Annotated in this window: 23 protein-coding genes and 1 pseudogene; 13 read left to right on the plus strand and 11 right to left on the minus strand. The window is 59.8% G+C overall.

Features of this window, described 5'->3' with window-relative positions; translation table 11 throughout:
• Positions 1 to 7: 7 nt before the first annotated feature.
• The 6 genes from PYR65_RS22930 to PYR65_RS22955 all read left to right on the plus strand — a co-directional run bounded on the left by PYR65_RS22930 (position 8) and on the right by PYR65_RS22955 (position 6,700).
• Positions 8 to 1,048, plus strand: coding sequence for a FecCD family ABC transporter permease (locus PYR65_RS22930; RefSeq protein WP_276121724.1), 1,041 nt, complete (start codon positions 8 to 10; stop codon positions 1,046 to 1,048).
• Positions 1,045 to 1,809, plus strand: coding sequence for an ABC transporter ATP-binding protein (locus PYR65_RS22935; protein WP_276121725.1), 765 nt, complete (start codon positions 1,045 to 1,047; stop codon positions 1,807 to 1,809). The genes PYR65_RS22930 and PYR65_RS22935 overlap by 4 nt, the downstream gene beginning before the upstream one ends.
• 329 nt (positions 1,810 to 2,138) lie before the next feature.
• Positions 2,139 to 3,659 (plus strand): sodium:solute symporter family transporter, encoded by a 1,521-nt coding sequence (locus tag PYR65_RS22940; protein WP_276121726.1) that lies wholly within the window; start codon positions 2,139 to 2,141, stop codon positions 3,657 to 3,659.
• A gap of 13 nt (positions 3,660 to 3,672) precedes the next feature.
• Positions 3,673 to 4,014, plus strand: coding sequence for a hypothetical protein (locus tag PYR65_RS22945; protein ID WP_276121727.1), 342 nt, complete (start codon positions 3,673 to 3,675; stop codon positions 4,012 to 4,014).
• 34 nt (positions 4,015 to 4,048) lie between these two features.
• Positions 4,049 to 5,371, plus strand: a complete 1,323-nt coding sequence (locus PYR65_RS22950) for an LLM class flavin-dependent oxidoreductase (RefSeq protein ID WP_276121728.1) — start codon at positions 4,049 to 4,051, stop codon at positions 5,369 to 5,371.
• A gap of 9 nt (positions 5,372 to 5,380) precedes the next feature.
• On the plus strand, positions 5,381 to 6,700 hold the full coding sequence (locus PYR65_RS22955; RefSeq protein WP_276121729.1) for an LLM class flavin-dependent oxidoreductase: 1,320 nt from the start codon (positions 5,381 to 5,383) through the stop codon (positions 6,698 to 6,700).
• Positions 6,701 to 6,938: 238 nt separating this feature from the next.
• On the opposite strand, the pseudogene PYR65_RS22960 reads toward PYR65_RS22955, so the two are convergent.
• The 8 genes and pseudogenes from PYR65_RS22960 to PYR65_RS22995 form a co-directional block, all read right to left on the minus strand.
• Positions 6,939 to 7,301, minus strand: a pseudogene (locus PYR65_RS22960) (integrase core domain-containing protein); the annotation flags it as partial.
• A gap of 50 nt (positions 7,302 to 7,351) precedes the next feature.
• The gene (locus PYR65_RS22965) at positions 7,352 to 7,711 is read right to left on the minus strand and encodes a cupin domain-containing protein (RefSeq protein WP_276121792.1); all 360 of its coding nucleotides are present in this window, start codon (positions 7,709 to 7,711) and stop codon (positions 7,352 to 7,354) included.
• 27 nt (positions 7,712 to 7,738) lie between these two features.
• Positions 7,739 to 9,124, minus strand: a complete 1,386-nt coding sequence (locus PYR65_RS22970; RefSeq protein ID WP_276121730.1) for an NAD(P)/FAD-dependent oxidoreductase — start codon at positions 9,122 to 9,124, stop codon at positions 7,739 to 7,741.
• 16 nt (positions 9,125 to 9,140) lie between these two features.
• Positions 9,141 to 10,256 carry an ABC transporter ATP-binding protein gene (locus PYR65_RS22975; protein ID WP_276121731.1) on the minus strand — a complete coding sequence of 372 codons (1,116 nt, stop codon included), beginning with the start codon at positions 10,254 to 10,256 and terminating at the stop codon, positions 9,141 to 9,143.
• Positions 10,257 to 10,258: 2 nt separating this feature from the next.
• A complete protein-coding gene (locus PYR65_RS22980) occupies positions 10,259 to 11,044 on the minus strand; it encodes an ABC transporter permease (RefSeq protein ID WP_060639112.1) in 786 nt (261 codons plus the stop codon).
• 4 nt (positions 11,045 to 11,048) lie between these two features.
• Entirely contained in the window at positions 11,049 to 11,936 is an 888-nt protein-coding gene (locus PYR65_RS22985; RefSeq protein ID WP_276121732.1) for an ABC transporter permease, read from the minus strand.
• A 60-nt stretch (positions 11,937 to 11,996) separates the two neighbouring features.
• Positions 11,997 to 13,073 carry an extracellular solute-binding protein gene (locus PYR65_RS22990; RefSeq protein WP_060639114.1) on the minus strand — a complete coding sequence of 359 codons (1,077 nt, stop codon included), beginning with the start codon at positions 13,071 to 13,073 and terminating at the stop codon, positions 11,997 to 11,999.
• Positions 13,074 to 13,112: 39 nt separating this feature from the next.
• Complete coding sequence (locus PYR65_RS22995; RefSeq protein WP_060639115.1) at positions 13,113 to 13,730, minus strand: helix-turn-helix domain-containing protein; 618 nt, start codon at positions 13,728 to 13,730, stop codon at positions 13,113 to 13,115.
• 329 nt (positions 13,731 to 14,059) lie between these two features.
• On the opposite strand from PYR65_RS22995, the gene PYR65_RS23000 reads away from it, so the two are divergent.
• From PYR65_RS23000 to PYR65_RS23030, 7 genes are read left to right on the plus strand one after another with little or no spacing between them, the layout of a single operon-like run.
• Entirely contained in the window at positions 14,060 to 14,806 is a 747-nt protein-coding gene (locus PYR65_RS23000; protein WP_276121733.1) for a FadR/GntR family transcriptional regulator, read from the plus strand.
• 28 nt (positions 14,807 to 14,834) lie between these two features.
• Positions 14,835 to 15,281 carry a ribose 5-phosphate isomerase B gene (rpiB, locus tag PYR65_RS23005; protein ID WP_060639117.1) on the plus strand — a complete coding sequence of 149 codons (447 nt, stop codon included), beginning with the start codon at positions 14,835 to 14,837 and terminating at the stop codon, positions 15,279 to 15,281.
• 34 nt (positions 15,282 to 15,315) lie between these two features.
• Positions 15,316 to 16,239 carry an NAD(P)-dependent oxidoreductase gene (locus tag PYR65_RS23010; RefSeq protein WP_276121734.1) on the plus strand — a complete coding sequence of 308 codons (924 nt, stop codon included), beginning with the start codon at positions 15,316 to 15,318 and terminating at the stop codon, positions 16,237 to 16,239.
• Entirely contained in the window at positions 16,236 to 16,913 is a 678-nt protein-coding gene (locus PYR65_RS23015; protein ID WP_276121735.1) for an amino acid ABC transporter permease, read from the plus strand. The genes PYR65_RS23010 and PYR65_RS23015 overlap by 4 nt, the downstream gene beginning before the upstream one ends.
• A 10-nt stretch (positions 16,914 to 16,923) precedes the next feature.
• Complete coding sequence (locus tag PYR65_RS23020; RefSeq protein WP_276121736.1) at positions 16,924 to 17,595, plus strand: amino acid ABC transporter permease; 672 nt, start codon at positions 16,924 to 16,926, stop codon at positions 17,593 to 17,595.
• Between the two features lie 27 nt (positions 17,596 to 17,622).
• Positions 17,623 to 18,354 (plus strand): amino acid ABC transporter ATP-binding protein, encoded by a 732-nt coding sequence (locus tag PYR65_RS23025; protein ID WP_276121737.1) that lies wholly within the window; start codon positions 17,623 to 17,625, stop codon positions 18,352 to 18,354.
• A 28-nt stretch (positions 18,355 to 18,382) separates the two neighbouring features.
• Positions 18,383 to 19,186: a transporter substrate-binding domain-containing protein gene (locus PYR65_RS23030; protein WP_276121738.1), complete on the plus strand. Its 804-nt coding sequence runs from the start codon at positions 18,383 to 18,385 to the stop codon at positions 19,184 to 19,186.
• A gap of 175 nt (positions 19,187 to 19,361) precedes the next feature.
• Here PYR65_RS23030 and PYR65_RS23035 read toward each other — a convergent pair whose 3' ends face one another.
• From PYR65_RS23035 to PYR65_RS23045, 3 genes are all read right to left on the minus strand, one after another.
• Complete coding sequence (locus PYR65_RS23035) at positions 19,362 to 20,423, minus strand: quaternary amine ABC transporter ATP-binding protein (protein WP_276121739.1); 1,062 nt, start codon at positions 20,421 to 20,423, stop codon at positions 19,362 to 19,364.
• Positions 20,423 to 21,295, minus strand: coding sequence for an ABC transporter permease (locus tag PYR65_RS23040; RefSeq protein WP_276121740.1), 873 nt, complete (start codon positions 21,293 to 21,295; stop codon positions 20,423 to 20,425). The genes PYR65_RS23035 and PYR65_RS23040 overlap by 1 nt, the downstream gene beginning before the upstream one ends.
• Before the next feature lie 88 nt (positions 21,296 to 21,383).
• Positions 21,384 to 22,394, minus strand: coding sequence for a glycine betaine ABC transporter substrate-binding protein (locus tag PYR65_RS23045; RefSeq protein ID WP_276121741.1), 1,011 nt, complete (start codon positions 22,392 to 22,394; stop codon positions 21,384 to 21,386).
• Positions 22,395 to 22,436 lie beyond the last annotated feature (42 nt).

Genomic DNA, 22,436 nt, shown 5'->3' on the forward strand with positions numbered 1-22,436 from the left:
CCTGGCCATGGCTCAAACCCTGGTGACCGGCGAAAGGTGGTGGGCGCGTCTCGCGCTCGTCATCCTGTCTTTCGTGACCCTCGGCTTCGTCATCAGTCTCGCCGTCTCCATCGGCGAGATCCCCATTCCCTTGGAAACGACGGCCAAGGCCGTTTCCAATCGCCTGTTCGGCACCGCTTTCGAACTCAGCCGGATCCATCAGGGCATTGTCTGGGACTACCGGCTCAGCCGCGCGCTTCTGGCGGCAAGTGCAGGCGCCGCACTTGCTTTGTCAGGCGCCATCCTGCAGGCGCTGCTGCGCAATCCGCTGGCCGAGCCCTATGTGCTCGGTATCTCCGCCGGCGCCTCGACAGGCGCTGTCGCGGTGATGATCCTGGGGTTCGGTTATGGTGTTTTGACACTCTCGACCGGTGCCTTCATCGGCGCGGTCGTCGCCTTCGTTCTCGTCTCGGCGCTTGCCGCCGGTGCAGGCGGCGGGGCAGACCGGATCATCCTGGCCGGCGTTGCCGGTTCGCAGCTTTTCAACGCGCTGACCTCTTACATCGTTACCACATCGGCCAATGCCGAGCAGGCGCGCGGCGTCATGTTCTGGCTGCTCGGAAGCCTTTCGGGCGTGCGCTGGCCCGATGTCTATCTGGCGGCCCCTGTTGCCCTGATCGGTTTTGCCGTGTCGATGTTTTACGCGCGGGCGCTCGATGCCTTCACCTTCGGCGCCGATGCGGCGGCAGCGCTCGGTATCGCCATCAACCGCGTGCGCATCATCCTGCTCGGCGCCACCGCGCTGATGACGGCGGCGATGGTCAGCATCGTCGGCTCGATCGGCTTCGTCGGACTGGTCATTCCGCATGCGGCGCGGTTTCTGGTCGGCCCCGCGCATGGCCGCCTTTTGCCGGCGGCGGCCATCACCGGCGCGATCTTCATGGTGGCGGCCGATATCGTCTCGCGGGTCATCATCCCGCAGCAGATCCTGCCGATCGGCGTCGTCACCGCATTGTTCGGCGCACCCGCCTTTGCGCTCATTCTCTACAAGGCAAGGAGGCCGGTTTGAGCATCGTCATCCATGATGTGCGCTGGTCTGCCGGTGGCCTGATGATCGTCGATGGCATCAGCATCGATGTGCCTGCCGGCAAGACGCTCGGGCTGCTGGGGCCGAACGGGTCTGGAAAATCGAGCCTGCTCAAGTTGATCTGCCGTCTGCGCAATGTCAAAAGCGGCGTGATTTCGCTGGGGAGTACCGATATTGCCGGCATGGCCCGCCTCGATATCGCCCGGCGGGTAGCCTTGGTCGAGCAGCAGGCGACAACCGAGGCGCAGGTCACGGTGCTGGATGTGGTGCGGCTTGGCCGCACGCCGCATCGCGGTCCGCTGACGCCCTGGAGCGCTGCAGACGACAAGGCCGTCACCGATGCGCTGCATCATGCCGGCCTTGAGGAGCGGGCCGGACAGCTCTGGCACACGCTGTCGGGCGGCGAGCGCCAGCGTGTGCATATTGCCCGGGCCTTGGCGCAGACCCCGAGCGAATTGCTGCTTGACGAGCCGACCAACCATCTCGACATCCAGCACCAGCTCGAAATCCTGTCGCTCGTCGCCAAACTGCCTGTCACCAGCATCATCGCGCTGCATGATCTCAACCTCGCGGCCATGTTCTGCGACAGGCTCGCCATTCTCCACCACGGAAAAGTCGTGGCCGCCGGCACGCCGGAAGAGGTTCTGACCGAAGATTTGATCGCGAGAGTCTTTGGTGTGCGCGCCTATATCGAACGCTCCGCCCATCACGGGCGCCAGCATGTGCAATACCGGCTTGATTGAGCCGTGAGAGCGTTCAAAGCGCAATCCACCAGATAGGCCTTTCCGCGCTTCTGATGTCGCAACCCTGATAAAGTGTTGATAAACGGGCACAATCGCAGCTTGGATGCCGCGATTTGATCAAATTTGACGTGCGGATCCCCGTCTCACGCGGAACAGCCTGGCGAAACGCGCAGACGAAAAACGTTTGTCCAGCTTTGCTCTTCAAGAATAAAATATTCTATAAAATCGCTAGATTTAAATCATAACACTCTGTTGTTCGATTTGCCGCTTCACTACGGTCCCGGCCGCGTCGTTCGCGACATTTTAGATACGTTTCGGGGATTGTAATAATGGATAAGACAACTTTACAGCTCACGCCGGGGCTGACACCGCTTCTGGGATATTCCCTGCTCGTCGGGCTGGGTGTCGCAAGCCTTGTGCTGGCATTTTTCATCCGGCGCGTTTTGGTGCGAAACACCCACGACTTTATCATCTCTGGCCGCAAGATCGGCTTCGGTTTCGGCGTCGGTTCCGTCATCTCGGTGTGGACATGGTCCATGGCGGTGATGATGACATCGGCGATGACGTTCGAATGGGGGCTGTCCGGCCTGTTCTGGTTCGTGGTTCCGAATGGCCTGGCCATCATGCTTCTGGTGCCCTTCACCAGGATCCTGCGCCGCCAGATGCCGAACGGCTACACGATCTCGGAATTCACAAAGAACCGCTTCAACCAGTCCGGCGTGGCGACGTCGATCGTGACGCTGACGATGATCTTCGGGATCATCCTTGAGATCCTCATCAACCTGAAGGGCACGTCGGTCGTCATGTCGACGGTCTTCGGCATCGACTGGACCTATGCAGCCCTTGTCGGCCTGCTATCGGTGCTGGCCTATTCCTATTTCGGCGGGCTCTGGACGAGCGTCATGACAGGAACGATCAATCTGCTGATGATCACGGTGCCCGCAGCCATCATCGTCGCATTGGCCTTCGACGCCGTTCCGGGGGGAACGGCCGCTGTGGTTCAGCGCGTCGGCGAGGCCAATCCGGACAACCTTTCGGTTCTGCGTTGGGACGCGGCCGCTGGCTTCGGTATCACCCTTGCGCTCGGCATTTTTGCGGCGGCAATCGCCGACCAGACGTTCTGGCAGAAAGCCTGGGCGATCAAGGCCGAATATGTCAACCGGACATTCGTTTGGGCCGGCGTGCTGTTTTATCCGATCCCGATTGCCTTGGGAACGCTGGGGCTGATCGGTATCGCCTACGGCCTGACACCGGCCGATATCGGCGGCGACACGGCGGCCATTGGCCCTTACCTGATCTCGCATCTGGGCCTGCCTCTGTTCATCGTCGTCATCTACGTTCTGATGATCCTGGCGGCCTGCTATTCCACGATTGACGGCGCAAGCTCGGCTCTCTCGTCGATCGTCGCTGTCGATATCGTCAAGCGTTTCGCGCCGGGGACGACGGAAAGTGCACTCTTCCTGATCACCAAAGTCTCCATTTTGGCCGGTGGTCTGATCGCATTCCTGATCGTGCTGTCGGGCGTGGATTTCACGACGCTAGTGCTGACGATCTACGCCCTGAAAAGCTCGATCCTGCTGCCGCTGGTTCTCGCAATCCTTTGGCCGCGAACAACGACCCTCGGCTTCGTCAGCGGCATTGTGCTTGCGATCCTCGTCGGCATGCCGATCCGCCATCTCTACGGAGATCTGATCGGAACCATCAGTATCGTCGGGATCAGCGGTTTGACCGTCGTGATCGGCGCTCTGCTGCAGCCACAGCGGTTCGATTACGCTGACCTGCGCAAGACCAACGACATCGCTCTTGGTCACCCCTCGAACGGCGCTGCTATCGCGTCTCCAGCCGAATAAGGACAGGCAAACAATGTCGAACATCACCATCGTCATCATCGCAGGTGCGCTTCTGTCCACCCTCTATTTTGCCGCAGGATATTGGCGTGGCGTCCGCAACGCGATTGCCGACTTCCGCAACGGCAAGGACGATCAGGGCACCGTGCCCCAAAACGGTCACTGGGCGGGCATCGCGCTTGCCTTTCTGACCTCCATCGTCAGCGTCGTGGGAATTGGGTACGCCTCCTGGTTCATCTATGTCGGTCCTTTCCTCGTGCTTGTGACCACCGTCGGGGTAGGGGTTGCGTTCTTTTTTGAAACAAAAATCGAACTCTCGCCTGAGGCCGCTCAAAAAGAGCAGAACCGCTCGCACTGACCTTTGGAAATGGCCTTGAGCCGGAATCGATCGCATGACGGAAAAGAAAAAAGCGCACTTCCTCGGGTTCATCCAGAACGGCGTCAATAGCCACGCAACGGGCATGTGGCGGCATCCAAAAGACAAGGTCGGGTGGGATTTCACCCGGCCTGACTATTGGCAACATATGGCGCGGACCATGGAGAGGGGGCTTTTCGACGCCATCTTCATCGCCGACGAACTGGCACCCTATAGCAGCTTCGCCGACAGCTCCGATGCGACGGTGAAATGGGCCGTACAATGCCCGACGCACGAACCTTCCACGATCGTGCCGATCATCACCACCGCCACCTCCCATCTCGGGGTGGGGATCACCTTGTCCACCGCTTTCGAACACCCCTATTCGATGGCAAGGCGCCTCTCCAGCCTTGATCATCTCTCCGGTGGCCGCGTCGCCTGGAACATTGTCGGCTCCTATTCGAAAAGCGAATGGGATGCCTATGGCGCCACCATGGACGATCGAAGCCGCCGGTATGACCGCATCGAGGAATATGTCGGCCTGTGCAAGCGGCTGTGGAATTCCTGGGAGCCGGGCGCCATCATCGCCGACAAGGAAAGCGGTGTTTACGCCGACCCTGCAAAGGTCCACGAAATCGTTCACGAAGGTGAATTCTTCAAATGCCGTGGCCGCCATTTCGTCGCACCGTCGCCGCAGGGACAGCCCGTGCTCTGGCAGGCGGGATCCTCCGAAAGAGGCCGGGATTTTGCCGCAGAACATGCGGAAGCGATTTTTGCGATCCATCCCGATATTGCTCAGATGCGCGCCTATTCCGACGATCTGAATGGCCGGGTGACCGGCAAATTCGGGCGGGCGGCAGGAAGCGTCAAGATGATCTACGGCGTGCAGCCGATCGTGGCTGAGACGCGCCGGGAGGCGGAGCGCAAGTTTGACGATATTCGTGCGCTTTTGCCGAGAGAAGGCTCGCTCGCCATGCTGTCGGGACAGCTGAGCGTCGATTTTTCCAGATACGATCCCGATACACCCCTGCAGGAGATCGAGATACCCGGGATCCAGGGGGTTAAGGATGCCCTGGTCAGATCAGGGGCCGGCGCTGAGGTAACGATCGCGCAAGCGGCCGATATCTACTCCATGCGTTTTGCCATGCCGGCACTTGTCGGCTCGCCGTCGGATGTGGCCGACCAGCTGGAACTGTATATGGACGAGGGCGGGGCTGATGGCTTCATGCTGCTCGCAACCTACACGCCCGGCTGTTTTGAGGAATTCGTGGATCTCGTCGTTCCCGAACTCCAGCGGCGTGGCCGCTACCGGACGGCCTATGCCGGAAAGACGCTTCGTGAAAACCTCCTGCAGAATTGAAAAAACGCTATGACACAAAAAAAGGCTCACCTCCTCGGCTTCATCCAGCACGGCGTCAACAGCCATGCCACGGGGATGTGGCGCCATCCCAAGGACAAGGTCGGCTGGGATTATGCCAGCCCCGGCTATTGGCAGCATATGGCGCGCACCATGGAGCGCGGCCTGTTCGACGCGATGTTCATCGCCGATGAGCTGGCACCCTACAACACCCATGGCAATTCCTCCGATCTCACCGTGAAATATGCGGTGCAATGCCCAACCCATGAACCATCGACGATCGCGCCGATCATCACCGGGGCAACCAAGCATCTTGGGGTAGGGGTCACGCTTTCGACGGCGTTCGAGCACCCCTATTCGATGGCACGCCGGCTTTCGAGCCTTGACCACCTGTCCGGCGGCCGCGTCGCCTGGAATGTCGTCTCGTCCTACTCGAAAAGCGAGTGGGATGCCTATGGCGCGGAGATGAGCGAGCGGGGGCACCGGTATGAGCGCCTGGAAGAATATATGGAGCTTTGCTACAAGCTCTGGAATTCCTGGGAGCCTGACGCCATCATCGCCGACAAGGCAAGCGGCATCTATGCCGATCCCGAAAAGGTCCACGAAGTCATCCACGAGGGCGAATTCTTCAAATGCCGCGGCCGCCATTTCGTGGCACCGTCGCCGCAGGGGCAACCGGTGCTCTGGCAGGCGGGATCATCCGATCGGGGCCGGGACTTCGCCGCCAAACATGCCGAGGCGATCTTCGCCGTCCTTCCGACCGTCAACCGCATGCGCGACTATAGCCGCGACCTCGACCAACGGGTGCGCGAGCGTTTCGGCAGAAAAGAAGGCAGCGTCAAGCTGATCTTCGGTGTCCAGACGGTCGTCGCGGAAACCCGCGAAGAGGCGCAGGCGAAATATGAACGCATCAAGGCCTGCATCCCGCTCGAGGGTGCGCTCGCCTGGATGTCGGGACATTTCGGACTGGATTTCTCGAAATACGACCTGGACGAATATGTCCAGAACATCGAAGTGCCGGGTATCCAGGGATTGTTCGAATCGATCCTCTACGCGCGCGACGGCGCGCCCGTGACCATCGGCGAAGCGGCGATCATCTATGCGCAGGGCATGGGCATGCCCGTCCTCGTCGGCACGCCATCCGATATCGCCGATAAACTGGAAACCTTCATGGACGAAGGCGGCGCCGACGGCTTCATGCTGATCGCAACCTACACTCCAGGCTGCTTCGAAGAGTTCGTCGATCTCGTCGTCCCGGAACTGCAACGCCGCGGCCGGTATCGCAACGCTTATCCCGGCACGACGTTGCGGGACAATTTGTTGGGGGATTGAGGGATTGAGATGGGGTGTGGAGTGGTCGTTTGCTGGGGGCAAATGACGCGACGGGTGACGAGCTTCTTTGGGAACCCGGAAAGCCAGGCTAGCTTGTAGCCGGTCTGGGAAGGATATCAATTGCTTGAAGACCATTGACCTGAGACCCATCGTCCCTCCAGTTTTCAGGAGAGTCTTCGGTTTATTTGCTCTGAGCCCAAACCTTGGATCGCCGGGGATTAGAGTTTCCGGGCTTTCATCACGATGACGGGCTGGTGGCGCCACCGGGATTATGTATCGCAATCGGGACGTTATATCCGATTGCCGAGTGAGGACGATCCTCATTGTAGTATCGACGCCAAGTCTCCAACTTTTCGCGCGAATCCGCAAGGGTCAGAAACCAGTGCGCGTTCAGGCATTCGGCCCGCAGCTTGCTGTTGAACGCTTTAACGAAGCCATTGTCGGTCGGTTTGCCTGGCCGCGAGAAGTCAAGCGTGACCTTGTTGACGTAGGCCCAAAGGTCCATATCGCGGGAGATAAACTCTCTGCCATTATCGACCCTGATCGTTTTGGGATAGCCGGTCTTCTCACAGACACGGTCCAGCGTCTGAACGACATCATCGATTTGCCCCGGCCCGTCCATTTGCCGCTATTACGAATTGTTGAAGCGGCTCAAACGCCGGCAGCGACCATTGTGTATATCTTGCGGGTCTGCTCGTGGATCGTCCATTCGCCGCGCCAGCCGAGCGGCAGCACGAACATTTCGCCAGCGCCGATCTCCTTGGCCGTTCCGTCGGTGTTGTGCAGCGTCACGCGGCCGGCGAGGATGTGGCAGATCTCGGCGTTCTGGCTGCGGTCGGCGGTGAAGCGGCCAGGCGTGCATTCCCAGACGCCGGTTTCCATCTTGCCGTCGGCGCTCGTCCAGAGCGCGACAGCCGCCTCCTCCTGATTGCCCTCAAGCGAGGTCTGTTTCGACGCGAAGGCGCCGAGATCGAGGGTGAGGAGGTCGCCGAAATTCTCAAAACTGATCATCATATGTCCTGTCTTAAAGTCCGTGTTTCAATGGCCGGTGATGCTGTCGGCAAGCGCCGCAAGCTTCGATGTGCGCGTTTGGCCGGCGAATTCGCGGTCGTCTGCCATGCGGTAGAGCTGGTACATGGAGTGCACGCCGAGCCAGCGGAACGGCTCAGGCTCCCACTTGCGGACCGTGCGGTTCACCCAGGGCAGGCCGGTCAGTTCCGTCTCGCGGTTGAGAACAAGATCGGCAAGCGTGCGGCCGGCAAGGTTGGAACTGGAGACGCCGAGGCCGACATAGCCGCCAGCCCAGCCGATACCCGTCGAGCGATCGAAACCGGCCGTCGTGCACCAGTCGCGCGGCACGCCGAGCACGCCACACCAGGCGTGGTCGATCTTCAGCGATTTCGTCTGCGGCAGCAACCGCGTGAGGATGCCGTAGAGCGCGTTGATGGTTGCCTGCTGCGTCTGGCCGTTGACGTCAGTCTTCGAGCCGAAGCGATAGGGAACGCCACGCCCGCCCATGGTGATACGGCCCTCGCGCGTGCGCTGGGCGTAGCAATAGGCGTGCGCCGCATCCCCGAGCAACTCATGGCCTTCCCAGCCGATTTCCTTCCAGAGCGCGTCCGGCACGGGTTCGGTGACGATCTGGGCGCTGTTCAGCGCAAGCCATGTCCGCTCATAGCCCGGCAGGCCTGCAGAAAAACCTTCAGTGGCACGGATGATAAATGGCGCGCGCACCATGCCTCGGTCTGTCTCGACCCGACCCTTCTCAAAAGACTTGACGCTCGTTCCCTCATAGATCGACACGCCAAGGCCTTCAACGACACGCGCAAGGCCGCGCACCAGCTTGGCCGGTTGCACGCGGGCCATGCCGCGGTAGATGATGGCGCCGCGGAGGTTGGCGATATTGATGTGCTTTGCGGCCTCGTCCGCCGACAAAAGCTGCACCCGTTCCGGCGGCATCTGCCAATCAAGGTCAAACTGATAGCCCGCGCGCACACGTTCAAGCTGGGCGGCGTTGGTCGCAGCGATGATCTTGTCGACGCGAATGAGATCGGCGTCGATTCCCTCTACCTTTGTTACGCGCTCGACCTCATCGACGGTCCCGGCCATGGCGTTCTGCATGTCGACGACGGCGCCGCGGCTGGAGGTTTTTGCATACTTTTCCCGCGACCAGCTGAAGCCACCGGAGAGCCAGCCGCCATTGCGCCCCGATGCGCCGAAGCCTGCAAATTCCCGCTCGAGCACGACGATATTGAGGGCCGGATTGGCCTTCTTCAGATAGTAGGCGGTCCATAGGCCGGTATAACCGGCGCCGATGATGCAGACATCAGCCTCGCGATCGCCGGGTAAGGGAGGGCGCTTCTGGGGAATGCCGCCGATATCGGCGTACCAGAAGGAAATGTTGCCGTTGGTCTTGACGTCCATGGGAATACTTTCGGGTTCAGGTCAGCGTCACGTCGGCGCTGGCATCGTCGGTCAGAAGAATGAGATCGGCAGGCGTGAAGGCGATGTCCACGTTGTCGCCGATGGCGAAATCCGTTGCGCCCAGCGGGCTGCGGACGACGGCGATCGTGCCGTCGTTCAGCCGGATCTCGTATTTCGAGCCGGAGCCGAGATAGATCGCCTCCGCGACCGTACCGGACAGACGGTTTTCGCCGGTGACGATATCGCTGCCCGTGCGTTTCAGGGCCACGCGCTCCGGCCGCAGCAGCATGACCGGCCGGGCATCGCCGGCAAGGCGGCCGCGCGCGACGATCCTGTCGTTGCCGATGGTCATGATCGTATCGTTGCCGGAGACTTCGCTTGCGCCCCGCAATACGGTAGATTCGCCGATGAAGCGGCCAACGAACAGCGTCGCCGGGTTGTCGTAGAGTTCACGTCCCGTGCCGATCTGCTCGATGCGGCCGCCATTGAAGACGGCGATGCGGTCAGACAGCACCAGCGCCTCTTCCTGGTCGTGGGTGACGTAGACGAAGGTGGTTCCCAGTTCACGGTGGATGCGCTTGATCTCGAGCTGGAGCCATTCGCGCAGCTTCTTGTCGAGCGCGCCGAGCGGCTCGTCCATCAGCAGCAGCGGCGGATCGAAGACCAGCGCGCGGGCGAGCGCCACGCGCTGCTGCTGGCCGCCGGAAAGCTCGCTTGGATAACGGTGAGCGAAATCCGCCATCTTCACCATGTCGAGCGCGCGCTTGACCCGTCGTTCGCGGTCCTCGCCCTTGATGCCGCGCAACGTCAGCGGATAGGCGACATTCTTGCCGACTGTCATGTGCGGGAAGAGCGCGTAGTGCTGGAAGACCACGCCGATGTTGCGCTTGTGCGAGGGCAGGCCGGTCACGCTCTTGCCGCCGATTTCCAGCGTGCCGGAACTGATGTCGGTGAAGCCGGCGATCAGGTTCAGCGTCGTCGTCTTGCCGGAACCGGAAGGGCCGAGCAGCGTCATGAACTCGCCGGGGCGGATGTGGAGATCGATGTCGCTGAGGGCCACGAAGGCGCCGTAACGCTTCGAAGCCTTGCGGATTTCGATCGCAGCACCAGCGGATCGTTGGGGTGCTTTCATGGTCATGTCCTTCCACGGCGCATGCCGAAGAGCAGGCCTGCAATGATGATGAGCGACGTTGCGATGAAGAGCAGGGTGCCGACGGCGGCAACCGTCGGGTCGGCGTCACGGGTGATCGACGAATAGATCTGTACCGGCAGCGTTTTCAGGTAGGGGCTGGTGATGAACAACGCGACGATGATTTCGTCGAACGACGTGATGAAGGCAAAGAGCGCGCCGGAAAGGATGCCCGGCAGAATCAGCGGCAACGTCACCGTGCGAAACACCGTCAGCCGGCCGGCGCCTAAGCTTGATGCCGCTGTTTCAAGCCGCTGGTCGAAGACTTCAAGACTGGCCTGCACCGCGATCAGGACAAAAGGAATAGCGAGCATTGTATGCGCCAGCACGAAGCCCGTGACGGTACCGACCAGATGGGCGTCGAGATAGACGGCATAGATGCCGATCGCCAGCACTACGCCGGGCACGACCATCGGCGTGATCAGAAGCGCACGCAGCAGTCCACCGGTGCGAGCCGCCGCGCGGGTGACACCGAAGGCGGCGAGGGTACCGACGATGGTTGCGACCACCGCGACGATGAGGGCGATGAACAGCGAGTTGGTGAAGCTCGTCGTCCAGTCGGGATTGGTGAAGAAGTTGCCGTACCATTGCCACGAGAAACCGACCGGCGGGAAAGCCAGCGATTTGTTGCCGTTGAACGACATCGGGATCACGACCAGCGTCGGCGCCAGCAACAGCACGGCGACGAGCAGGCAGAAGAGACCGAGGAAAATGCGCGGGAAAGAGGGCATCGGCTTAAGCCTCCCTGCGCGAGCTGGTGTGTTTCTGGCGCATCAACGGGGCGGCGATGGCGAGCAGCACGAAGGTTGCGACCAGCAGAACGACGCCCATCGCTCCGCCACGGCCCCAGTTGAGCAGGCTCAGTACCTGGTTCTGCACCAGCGAGGACAACATGATGCTGCGCGGACCACCGAGAAGCGCCGGCGTGATGTAGAAGCCCAGCGAGAGGATGAAGACGATGATGACGCCGGCATAGACGCCGGGCAGCGACAGCGGCATGTAGATCTGTACGAAGGCGCGCCAGGGCTTTGCGCCGAGGCTGCGGGCAGCCTGCAACAGCCGTGTATCTATGCCCTTCATCACGGAATAGATCGGCAGGATCATGAAGGGCAGCAGCACCTGCGTCATGCCGATGATAACGCCCGGCAGCGTGCGGATCAGCTTGACGGGTGACAGGCCGAGGCCGCGCAGGAAGGAATTGATGACGCCGGAATCCTGCAACAGGATGACCCAGGCCAACGTGCGCACGACGCCGCTCAGCCAGAAGGGCACGAGCACGCAAAGGATCAGCACCAGCCGGACATTCTTGCCGACAATGGTCATGGCGTAGGCATAAGGGTAGGCGCAGATGAGGGACACCAGCGTCACCCAGGCCGCAACCACAAAGGTCCGTTGCAGCACCGTCCTGTTGACCGCAGACTGGAAGAACCAGACATAATTGCCAATGCCGGGTGCTGGATCGGTGAAACTGCGGACGACGACGATCGCCAATGGATAGGCCAGTGCGATCACCAGCACCAGCACGGCGGGCACCGCAAGCCAGACCGTGCCACGGGGGCGAAATCGTGAAAGGAAGCCCGGCTGTTTAGCACCAGTGGCCAGGTCGGGGGTGGCGGTGGTCATGGAGATCTCCCGTCATGGAAGCAAGCCCGGCCGGGGCCGGACTTGCGAGGGATCAGGGGTTCAGTTTCCAGAAAGAAGAGCGTTCCACTTCTCGGCGGCGAGATCAAAGTTCTTCACCCAGAACGGGATATTCTGCTGATAGCTTTGACCGATACGCTCCGGCGTGCTGGTTAGGAAAGCGGCGGTGACGTCGTCCACCTTCGGCTTGGAGTCGAGATTGATCGGCGTGTAGGACGTCTTTTCAGCCAGGATCTCCTGCGAGCGGGCGCCGAGATAGGCGTTGAGCAGCGCATAGGCAGCATCGGTATCCTTGACGCCGACCGGAATGGTCATCTGGTCCATGACGACCAGCCAATCCTGCCAGACCGGCGTATACTGTGCGCCGTTCTTCACGGCGGTCATCGCGCGGCCGGTCCACATCATGACCATGTCGGCTTCGCCGGATTCGGCAAGCTGCTGCGATTCCGCGCCGGTCTTCCAGTAGATCGTGTCCGGGCCGAGATCGCGCAGCTTCTGGATGCCTTTCTCGATATCATCGGCCGTCATCGCCTTCGGGTCGCCGCCAGCTGCCTTGAACGCCTGCTCGATCAGGCCGCCGGTCGGATCGCCGCTGCCGTCGATGGCGCGGCTGCCGGGAAACTTTTCCGTGTCGAAGAAATCGACCCAGTTCTTTGGCGGATTGTCCTTGTAAGTCTCGTTCTTGTACATCAGCACGACGCCGTAGTTCATCGCCGGGACCGAGCACTCGCCGACCTGGTTCGGCGGGATCTTCGAGACGTCGAGCTTGGATAAGTCGAGCTTCTGGAACAGCGTGCCACAATGGACGTAGGGCGGCAGGTCGGCGGTATCGACGACATCCCAGGTGACGTTGCCGGCATCGACCTGCGCCTTCAGCTTGGCGATTTCCGTCGGGCCGTCGTTGAGCAGCGTCACGCCGGATTTTGTGACGAAATCCTGGAGGGCGGCGACCTGGCCGTCCTGGTAGATGCCGCCATAGGAGACGAAGGTCAGCGTCTTGCCCTTGAGCGAACCTTCCTTCACCTCGCCGGCGACCGGCTTTTCCTGTGCAAACGCCGGCAACGCCAGGGCGCACGTCATCGTTAGGGCGAAAGCCCTCGCAAAATTCTTCATCGTCATTACTCCCAGTAGCGCTCGCCTGCGTTGTTCCTGCTGCGGTTACGAGCCAAGCCGTGGCAGGTATTTATCGAGGTCATCCGCGACGCTGGTAGGCGGCGCGATCATCCAAAGGACTTCAGCGGTTTCCGTGCCGATGTTTTCGGTCTTGTGCGGAACCGAGCTTGGATATTCGATGCTGTCGCCGGCCGACAGCATATGGCGCTCTTCGCCGAGGGTGAGTTCCACCTTGCCCCGCAGAACGAAGAAGAGTTCATGCGAATCCCCATGGCTGTAGGGCTTGTCGCCCGTCGAGCCACCGGGATCGAATTCACCGATATAGACCTCCATGTCGCGGATCGGGCGGCGCGACAGAAGCATCTTCCGATAGCCCTCGGCCGGTGGCAGGGCAGGGCGCTCATGTTTGCGCAGGACGCGACCGACGGGCGGGGACCCATCGTCGAAAAGGTCGGTGAGGCTGATGCCGAGCGCGCCGGCAATGCGCATCAACGTGCTGATGTTGACGCCGCTTAGACCGCGCTCGAGTTGGCTGAGGAAGCTCGCGGTTGTGCCGGTAGTGTCTCCCAGCGTGCGCAGCGACATGCGCCGGGCATTGCGGAAAGCCTTGACCTTCGCACCGACAGCAGCCTGATTCTTCGCAGCAACAGCGATATCGTCCATGGCCTCACCTCTCACTTAACATTGTATTAAGTGGATTGGCGCTTGGCAACAGCGAATTTCAGCATCGGCTGTTTTTTGGTGCTGGTGTTGGATTCAGCAGAATTTGAACCCCTTCGCATTGTTACACCGAATCCGGCCTATAATGTTGATTGAAAACATTTTTCTGGCTTCAAGGGAACGCGCGAAATCAATAGATGGTTCGGATTCTGGCGATAATCAAAAGTCTTTTAAGCTGGGCAGGGGATGCCAGGTCGCCACCGCGACTTGACAGTGGCAATGCCGTGGATATATGAGAGGTCATACCACGGTAAATACAGAAAATTGAAGCCATGAAAACAATTCGCCGCGAGCCGCAGGAAGTTGGATCCCATAACCGGGTGGCGGCCTTCCTGCGCGACCAGCTCCTGTCAGGCGAGCTGAAAGCGGGAGACTGCCTGTTGCCCGAGCGGGAACTTGCGGCGCATTTGGGCGTCAGCCGACCGGTGTTGCGCGAGGCCCTGCGGGCGTTGTCGATGATAGGGGCTGTCGAAATTCGCCACGGCGTCGGGACCATCGTCAAACGGCCGGATGCCACAGCGCTCGGCGATGTGTTCAGCTTCATGCTAGCACATGAGTCCAATGTGTCTGGCGACATCATGGAGGCTAGAAAGGCGATCGAGCATCACGCCGTGCGGCTCGCTTGCCAGCGCGCGACGGAACAAGATTTCGCTGATATCGCGACCGCGCTCCGGCATATCGTCGATACGATCGACACGCCGGACGCTGGCGGCATCGCCGATTTCCAGTTTCATGAGGCGATTGTCAATGCGTCGCATTCGCCGACGCTGGTGACGATCTACGCTTCGATCTCGCAACTGATGATGCGGTCGCATCTTGAGCGTCGTGAGAAAATCATTCGGGTCGATGGAATCCAGGAGTTTTTGATCGACCATCACCGGCTGATTCTGGAAGCACTTGCTGCGCGGGATCGGGTGCGGGCCGATGATTTGCTCCACCAGCATTTCGAAATCGGCGCCGATTTCCGGCGCCGCGCCAGCCTTCACGACATCGCTCTGGGCGCAGGCGCTTCGATCTAATCAAGTTCAACGAGATGGGAAGATAATCATGAATATTGTCATTGGCAGCGATCACGCAGGTTTTCCGTTGAAAGCGGATGTCATTGCCGTTCTGGAAGAGCTTGGCCACGCTGTTGAAGATATCGGAAGTTTTACACCCGAACCGGTGGATTTTCCGGATATCGCCAGCCTGCTGTGCAAGAAGGTCCGCGACGGTGAAGCCGAGCGCGGGATTCTGGTGTGCGGCACGGGCGTTGGTGCGGCTATTGCTGCAAACAAGGTCAACGGCATCCGCGCCGCTGTGTGCCACGATGTTCACTCCGCGCATCAGAGTGTGGAGCATGACGACGTCAACGTGATGTGCATCGGCGCCAAGATCGTCGGCCCATGGCTCGCTCGCGATCTCGTTGTCGCCTATCTCGAGGCGGAATTCGACCGGAATGAAGACTTTGTCCGCCGCGTCGAGAAATTGACCGCACTTGAACAGGCGAACTGACCGAATCCGGTTCGGGACGGAGGGAGAGAGCGACATGACCAATCAAAATCTGCCGAAATTGGCTTTTATCGGACTGGGAGTGATGGGGCGCGAAATGGCGCTTCATCTTGCGGCCGCTGGCTATCCGTTGAATGTGTTCGACATCTCTCTGACAGCGGTGAATGCGTTGGAGGAAAAGGGCGCAACCCGGTGCGACAGCGTTGCTGCGGCGGTGAGCAATGCCGAGATCGCCATCTCGATGTTGCCTAACACACCTGAGGTCGATGATGTCGTCAACCGCAACGGTGTACTCGCCAATATGAAAAGCGGTGGCATTTTCATCGACATGAGCACGATCTCGCCGGAAGCGACCCGGGCAATGGGTACTGCTCTTGCGGAGAAAGGCATCGCCATGCTTGATGCGCCGGTTTCCGGGGGCCCTATCGGCGCCAAGAATGCGGCACTTTCCATCATGGTCGGCGGTGAGCGAGCAGCATTCGATCGCGCATTGCCCGTGCTGCGGATTATGGGGACCACAGTCAGTCACGTCGGCACAGCAGGAGCGGGGCAGACGGTCAAGTTGTGCAATCAGCTTGTTTGCGCCATCAACATCCAGGCTGTCTGTGAGGCACTTGCCCTCGGCCGGGCAAGCGGCGTCGATCTGTCGCAAATGCGGGACGTCTTGCTCGGCGGCTCTGCCTCGTCCTGGATGCTCGAAAAGCTCGGCCCGGCCATGATCGCCGGTGATGCCGGCGCTGGCTTCCGCATTGACCTGATGCTCAAGGATCTTCGCCTCGTACTCGAGATGGCCGGGCAAAACGATGTTGCGTTGCCGGGCACCTCGCTCGTGACCGCACAATATGTCGAAGCCCGCGCTCATGGCGAAGGCTCCAATGGCAATCAGGCGCTGTTCAAAGTCTACGACCGGATGACGGGCCAGGACGGTGCGCGCCTTCCCGTTATGGAAAACCAGTCATGATCCTTGATTTCTCTGTCGTCCTGCTACGATGGCAGATGCTGATCGACGGAATGGCGCTGACGGCCCAACTCGCATTCATCACGACGATCACCGGGTTTGTGATCGGCACTGCGTGTGCAATCGCGCGCCGGTCCGGCGGACCTATTCTCCGGTTCGTCGGAGCGACGTATGTGGAAAGCATTCGCAACACGCCGTTTCTGGTCCAGATCTTCGTGATCTACTTCGGCCTGTCGAGCCTCGGGTTCTCTTTCAGCGCGCTCGTGGTCGCGGTGATCGCACTCACCGTGAATGTGGGTGCCTATACGGCTGAAATCATGAGGGCAGGTTTCGATTCGATCCAGAAAGGCCAATGGGAAGCGGGCGAATGCTTGGGGCTTTCTCCGGTACAGCTTTATTGGCATGTCGGACTGCGCCCTGCCATGGAGCGGGTCTATCCATCATTGACCAGTCAGTTCATTCTCCTGATGCTGGCGTCGTCGGTTACCTCGCAGATATCTGCCGAAGAATTGACCGCTGCCGCGAATTTCATCCAATCGGAAACGTACCGGCCGTTCGAAGCCTATATCGTGGTGGCGGTTCTCTATCTTTTCCTGTCGCTGATCATGCGTGCCGTATTCTGGGCGCTCGGCATGTTCATGTTCCCGCGCCGTCGCCGGCTCGGCACGCCGCTGTGAGGAGGCAACGATGACCACGGCACTCAATATCAACCATTTGCAGTTTCTGGTGACCGGTGCCTTCTGGACGCTCGTGCTGAGCGTCATGGCGTTCATCGGTGGCGGACTGTTCGGCTTTCTTGTGGCCTTGGGCAGGATCACGCCGTCACGCACCGTCCGCATCGTCACCGGCGCCTATGTCCAGTTGATCCAGGGCACGCCGCTGCTGGTCATCATGTTCATCATTTATTTCGGCTTGCCGACGCTTGGGTTGTCGATCACGCCGCTCTTCGCCGCCGGACTGTCTCTTACGATCTATGTCAGCGCCTATCTCGGCGAGATCTGGCGGGGTTGCCTGGAATCCGTGCCCAAGGCGCAGTGGGAAGCGGCCGAATGCCTGGCGCTTTCCAAAATGCAGAGGATGTTCAAGGTCATCCTGCCGCAGGCGGTTCGGATCGCGACGCCACCAACGGTGGGGTTCAGTGTCCAGATCGTCAAGAATACATCGCTTGCTTCTGTCGTCGGATTTGTCGAGCTGACCCGGGCCGGGCAGCTGATCAACAATTCCATCTTCGAGCCCTTCCTCATCTATCTCATCGTTGCAGGCCTTTACTTCTGCCTATGCTTCCCGCTGTCGGCACTCAGTCAAAGGCTCGAGCGGCGGGGGTTGAGAATGCGGGCGACGGCCAAGCCAGCGAGATGACGCTCAACAGTTTCAGGGAGGCAAATCATGCCCGTGCCAATGATCGCGCTTAACGACGTGAAGAAAAGTTTCGGTGCCGTCAATGTTCTAAAGGGCGTCACATTTTCGGTCCGCAAGGGGGAAGTTGCTGCACTGATCGGCGCCAGCGGTTCGGGCAAGAGCACCGCGCTTCGCTGCATCGATCGTCTGGAGGTGATCGACAGCGGCGAGATTTCGGTTGCGGACCACAAGGTTCACGATCCGGACCTCAACCTTCGGAAGCTCAGGCTGGACGTCGGCATCGTGTTTCAGAGCTATAACCTGTTTCCGCACCTGACCATCGAAGAAAACATCATGCTCGCGCCGTGTTCGGTCAAGAAGATACCGAAGGCGCAGGCGCACGATCTGGCGCGAAACGCCCTGGAGCGTGTCGGCCTGTCCGACAAAGCCGATAGCTACCCGGAACAGCTATCCGGCGGACAGCAGCAGCGCGCCGCCATCGCTCGGTCGCTGGCGATGGAGCCGAAGGTTATGCTCTTCGATGAAGTGACCTCAGCGCTCGACCCCAAACTGACCGGCGAAGTGCTGCGCGTTATCGAAAAACTCGCCGAAAGCGGCATGACCATGATCATGGTCACGCATGAAATGAACTTTGCCCGCAAGGTCGCTGACCGGGTGATTTTCATGCACCAAGGTCTTGTTCACGAAGAGGGTGACGCCGGCATGCTTGCGGCACCTCAGACGCCCGAACTGCGGGAGTTTCTAAGTCACGATCTATGAATTCATCATCAAAACTGGAGGAGATAAGATGAAAATTCTCAGAACATTCGCCCTTGCGGGTATCGTTGGTGCTGCACTGGCGAGCCAGTCGATACCGGCATCTGCCGACACGTACGCCGATATCATCGCCGCAAAAAAGATCCGCATCGCGACCGATCTCGCCATCCCGCCATCCGGCATGCTCGACGCCAATCTGAAACCGGTCGGCTCCGACGTGGAGACTGCCCAGCAATTGGCCAAGGACTGGGGCGTCGAGGTCGAATTCATCCAGACGACTGGCGCCACCCGCATCCCGAACCTGCAGACCAACAAGGCTGATATCGTGGTCTCGACCTTGTCGGTCACGCCAGAACGTGCCCAGGTGATCGATTTTTCGAAGCCCTATGCCGGGCTCCAGTCGGTGATCGCAGCACCGGCGACTTCGCCCATCAAGGACTGGGCCGACCTGAAAGGCCAGACGGTAACCGTTACCCGCGGCACGACGCAGGACACCGAGCTTACCAAGATGGCGAGCGAACATGGCTTTACGGTTACGCGCTACGATGACGATGCCACGATGGTAACTGCCGCGGTCTCCGGCCAGGCGAAGATGATCGCGACTTCGGCGACGCTGGTCAAGCAGGTGCACGACAAGAACCCAACGCTGGCATTTGAGCCGAAGATAACCATTCGCGTGCTCAACCTGGCTATCGGCGTTCGCAAAAACGAACCGGAACTGCTGGCCAAACTCAATGATTGGGTGGCAGCCAATCTGCAGAACGGCAAGCTGAATGAGATCTACCAGAAGTATCACGGCACGCCGATCCCGGCAGAAATTATCAACGCGAAATGATGGCTTGCGACTAATCCGCGATCGCAGTGGTTGGATCTGGACTTGAGATTCGGTCACCGTCCTTACAAACGGATCCTGGAAGCCTTGCTTGGGTGCAAGGCTTCCAGGATTAATCCCAAACGTCGATAAGAATGAAGTCGCAACCTTGCCCCGCAACACTGTATCGGGGGTCTATTCAGTTTGACGACTGCGCCATGGCGCGAAATGTCGTCTCACGGGAAATAGAGCCTACGGGGGATCCATTTTCTGTCACCACCAGTGTCGAATGACTGCCGAGCAATGGGAAACAGGAGGCCAACGAGGAATTGATGTCAACCGATGCGGGCATTTGGCCAAAGTTCATGGTTTGACCGGACACCTCGGCTATCGCGGCGGGATTTTCCTTTGCCAAGACGCTACGGACTGACAGGGCCTTTGCATAATCGACCTTTTGCACGAACCGACGCACGTAATCGTCGGCAGGCGAGAAAACGATGTCCTCACCTGTTCCGATCTGCCGGATGTTTCCATCCTTGAGAATGGCGAGGCGGTCTCCCAGGTGCAGCCCTTCGTCAAGATCGTGTGTGATGAAGACGATCGTCTTCCTCAGCCGCTTCTGGATGTCTTTCAGCTGTGCCTGCATATCGGCCTTGATCAGCGGATCAAGGGCGCTGAAGGCTTCGTCCATCAAGAGGATGTCGGCTTCGGTTGCGAGCGCACGCGCCAGCCCGACGCGCTGCTGCATCCCGCCAGACAATTGCCGGGGATATTTCATTTCGAAACCGGAGAGGCCGACAATCTCGATCTGCTCCATCCCGCGCCTGAGCGCGTCTCCTTCGGGTACGCCATTCAACGAGAGGCCACAGATGACATTTTCCAAGACTGTCTGATGCGGCAGCAGGCCAAAGCGCTGAAACACCATGGATATGCCGCCGCGCCGGAATTTGAGGAGCCTGTCGCTGCTCATCCCGAGCACATCCTCGCCATCGACGCGGATGCTGCCGGCCGTCGGTTCCACCAGACGGTTGAAATGGCGGATCAGTGTGGACTTGCCGGATCCGGACAGACCCATGATGACGAATGTCTCGCCGGCATTGACCGAGAGGCTGATATTGTTGAGCGCCAGCACGCATCCGGTCTTGGCAAGGATTTCCGATTTGGCGACGCCTTCACGCGCCATGGCGAGCGCCGTCTTGGAGGCATTGCCGAATATCTTGTAGACCCCTTCGACGACGATTTTGGTGTTTGCGGCCGTCATTATGCGCCATCCTTCAGGTGCTGCTGTGAACGCCGTCCGAGTGATTGAGCGATGCGATCGAAGATGATAGCGAGAAACACGATGGCAAGTCCGGCAAAAAGCCCGGTGCTGACCTCAAGCCGCTGTATGCCCTGCAGAACCTGATAGCCGAGACCGCCCGCGCCGATCATGGAGGCGATGACGACCATCGACAATGCCATCATCGTCGTCTGGTTTATCCCGGCCATAATCGTCGGCATGGCAAGCGGCAACTGAGCGCGGAGAAGTTTCTGCCAGGATGTGGCGCCAAACGCGACGATCGCTTCGACGACCTCGCTATCCACCTGCCTGATGCCCAGATCGGTGAGGCGAATGACCGGCGGAATGGCGAAGAACACCGTTGCCAGCAAGGCGGGGATTTTGCCAGGACCGAACAACATCACGAAGGGGATGAGATATACGAAGATCGGCATGGTCTGCATGATATCAAGCACCGGCAGACACGCCGCCCGCAACTTGTTCGACTGCGCCATGAGCACGCCTATCGGGATGCCAAGAACGATGGCAAGAATGGTTGAGGCCAGCATCAGCGCGATTGTCGCCATGGCTTCGTCCCAGACGCCGAGCAGCCCAACCGCAAAAAGCATTATTGCGGTAACGAGTGCAGTTTTCCAGCTGCGCGAGGCGGCGAGAGTGATGCCGGTGACCAGCACGATCGTCACATACCACGGCAGCCACTGCAGGACTTGCTCAAGCATCATCAGGCCGCGCAGCACGGGCAGGAAAAGGTGCTCGAGAAATTCACCGTAATTTGCAACCACGGCCGTGAACCCGTCGTCTATGGCAAAGCGCAGAGAACGCAGATCGATGATTTCAGGAAAATTGCTGGCCAAAATGTCAATCCTTGAAGCGAGCGGCCGTCAGGTGGATGAGTGATCCACGCCAGGCAGGTGTTACCGGGCGTGGACCTGCCGTCATTCGTCAAAGGGACGCCTTGATCTTGTCCGCCACGTCAGCGGGGACCCACTTCGTCCAGATCGGCTCGTAATTCTTGAAGAAATAGGTGGCAACTTCCGCCGGCGATGCCTTGTTATCGTCGCCCCATGCCAGGATCTCGCTCACCTGATCATTGGGCAACTGCATCTTGGACAGATAGTCGGCAACCGCAGGGGCCTTCTCCTTCAGCGAGGTCACCACGGCAACCGCCACTTCGCCGACAGCCCAGCCGGTCAGTTGCGGCGCTTCGCATTTGGTATCGGTAAGGCAGGTAAATTTCGCGGCGTCGTAGGCCGGCATGTCGAGACGCTTCAGCTTGTACTTACCGATCACTTCCGTCGGACCCCAGTAGTAGCCGACGAAGGGCGCCTTACGCGCCGCCTGACGTGCGATCGTTGCCTTCAGGTTGGCCCCGGAACCGGTCGGGTAGATCTCGAATGTTTCTTCAATCCCCAAGGCCTTGATGAGATTGTTGGTGATGACCTCGCAACCCCAGCCCGGGGGGCAGGCGTAGAAGCGGCCTTTGTCGGGGTTGGAAGCATCTTCGAAGACCTTCCAGTTGGCTTTCAGATCCTCGACGGACTTGATCTGCGGGTTCTTCTCGGCCAGGTAGTCCGGGATCCACCAGCCTTCTTCTCCTCCCTTTTCAAAAATGTCGCCCGCCTTGTAGACATTGCCTTTGGCGATCATCTGATCCCAGGTTGCTTTGGCGGTGGAAACCCAGAGTTCCGGCGCGATATCAGGCTGGCTCTTGGTCAGCATGGAGGTTGCTGTCGGCACGGTGTCGCCCGGCACGATTTCCGCGTTGCAGCCGAAGCCGTCGGCGAGAACGGTTTTGGTCACGTTCGCCAGCATGCCGGCCGAAAGCCAGGTCATCTCGGCGATGGTGATCTTGTCCGTTGTCCCGCACTCTGTCGCCTGGGCTTGCTGCGCGGTAAGGCCGGCGGTCGCCGCGACAAAAGCGGCGAACAAACTCGTTGAGATCGAAATTTTCATTGTTGTTCCCTCGTTCTGGCTTGGCCCGGACTACGTGACGGG

The sequence above is a fragment of the Pararhizobium qamdonense genome, assembly GCF_029277445.1.
GTDB classification, from domain to species: Bacteria; Pseudomonadota; Alphaproteobacteria; order Rhizobiales; family Rhizobiaceae; genus Pararhizobium; species Pararhizobium qamdonense.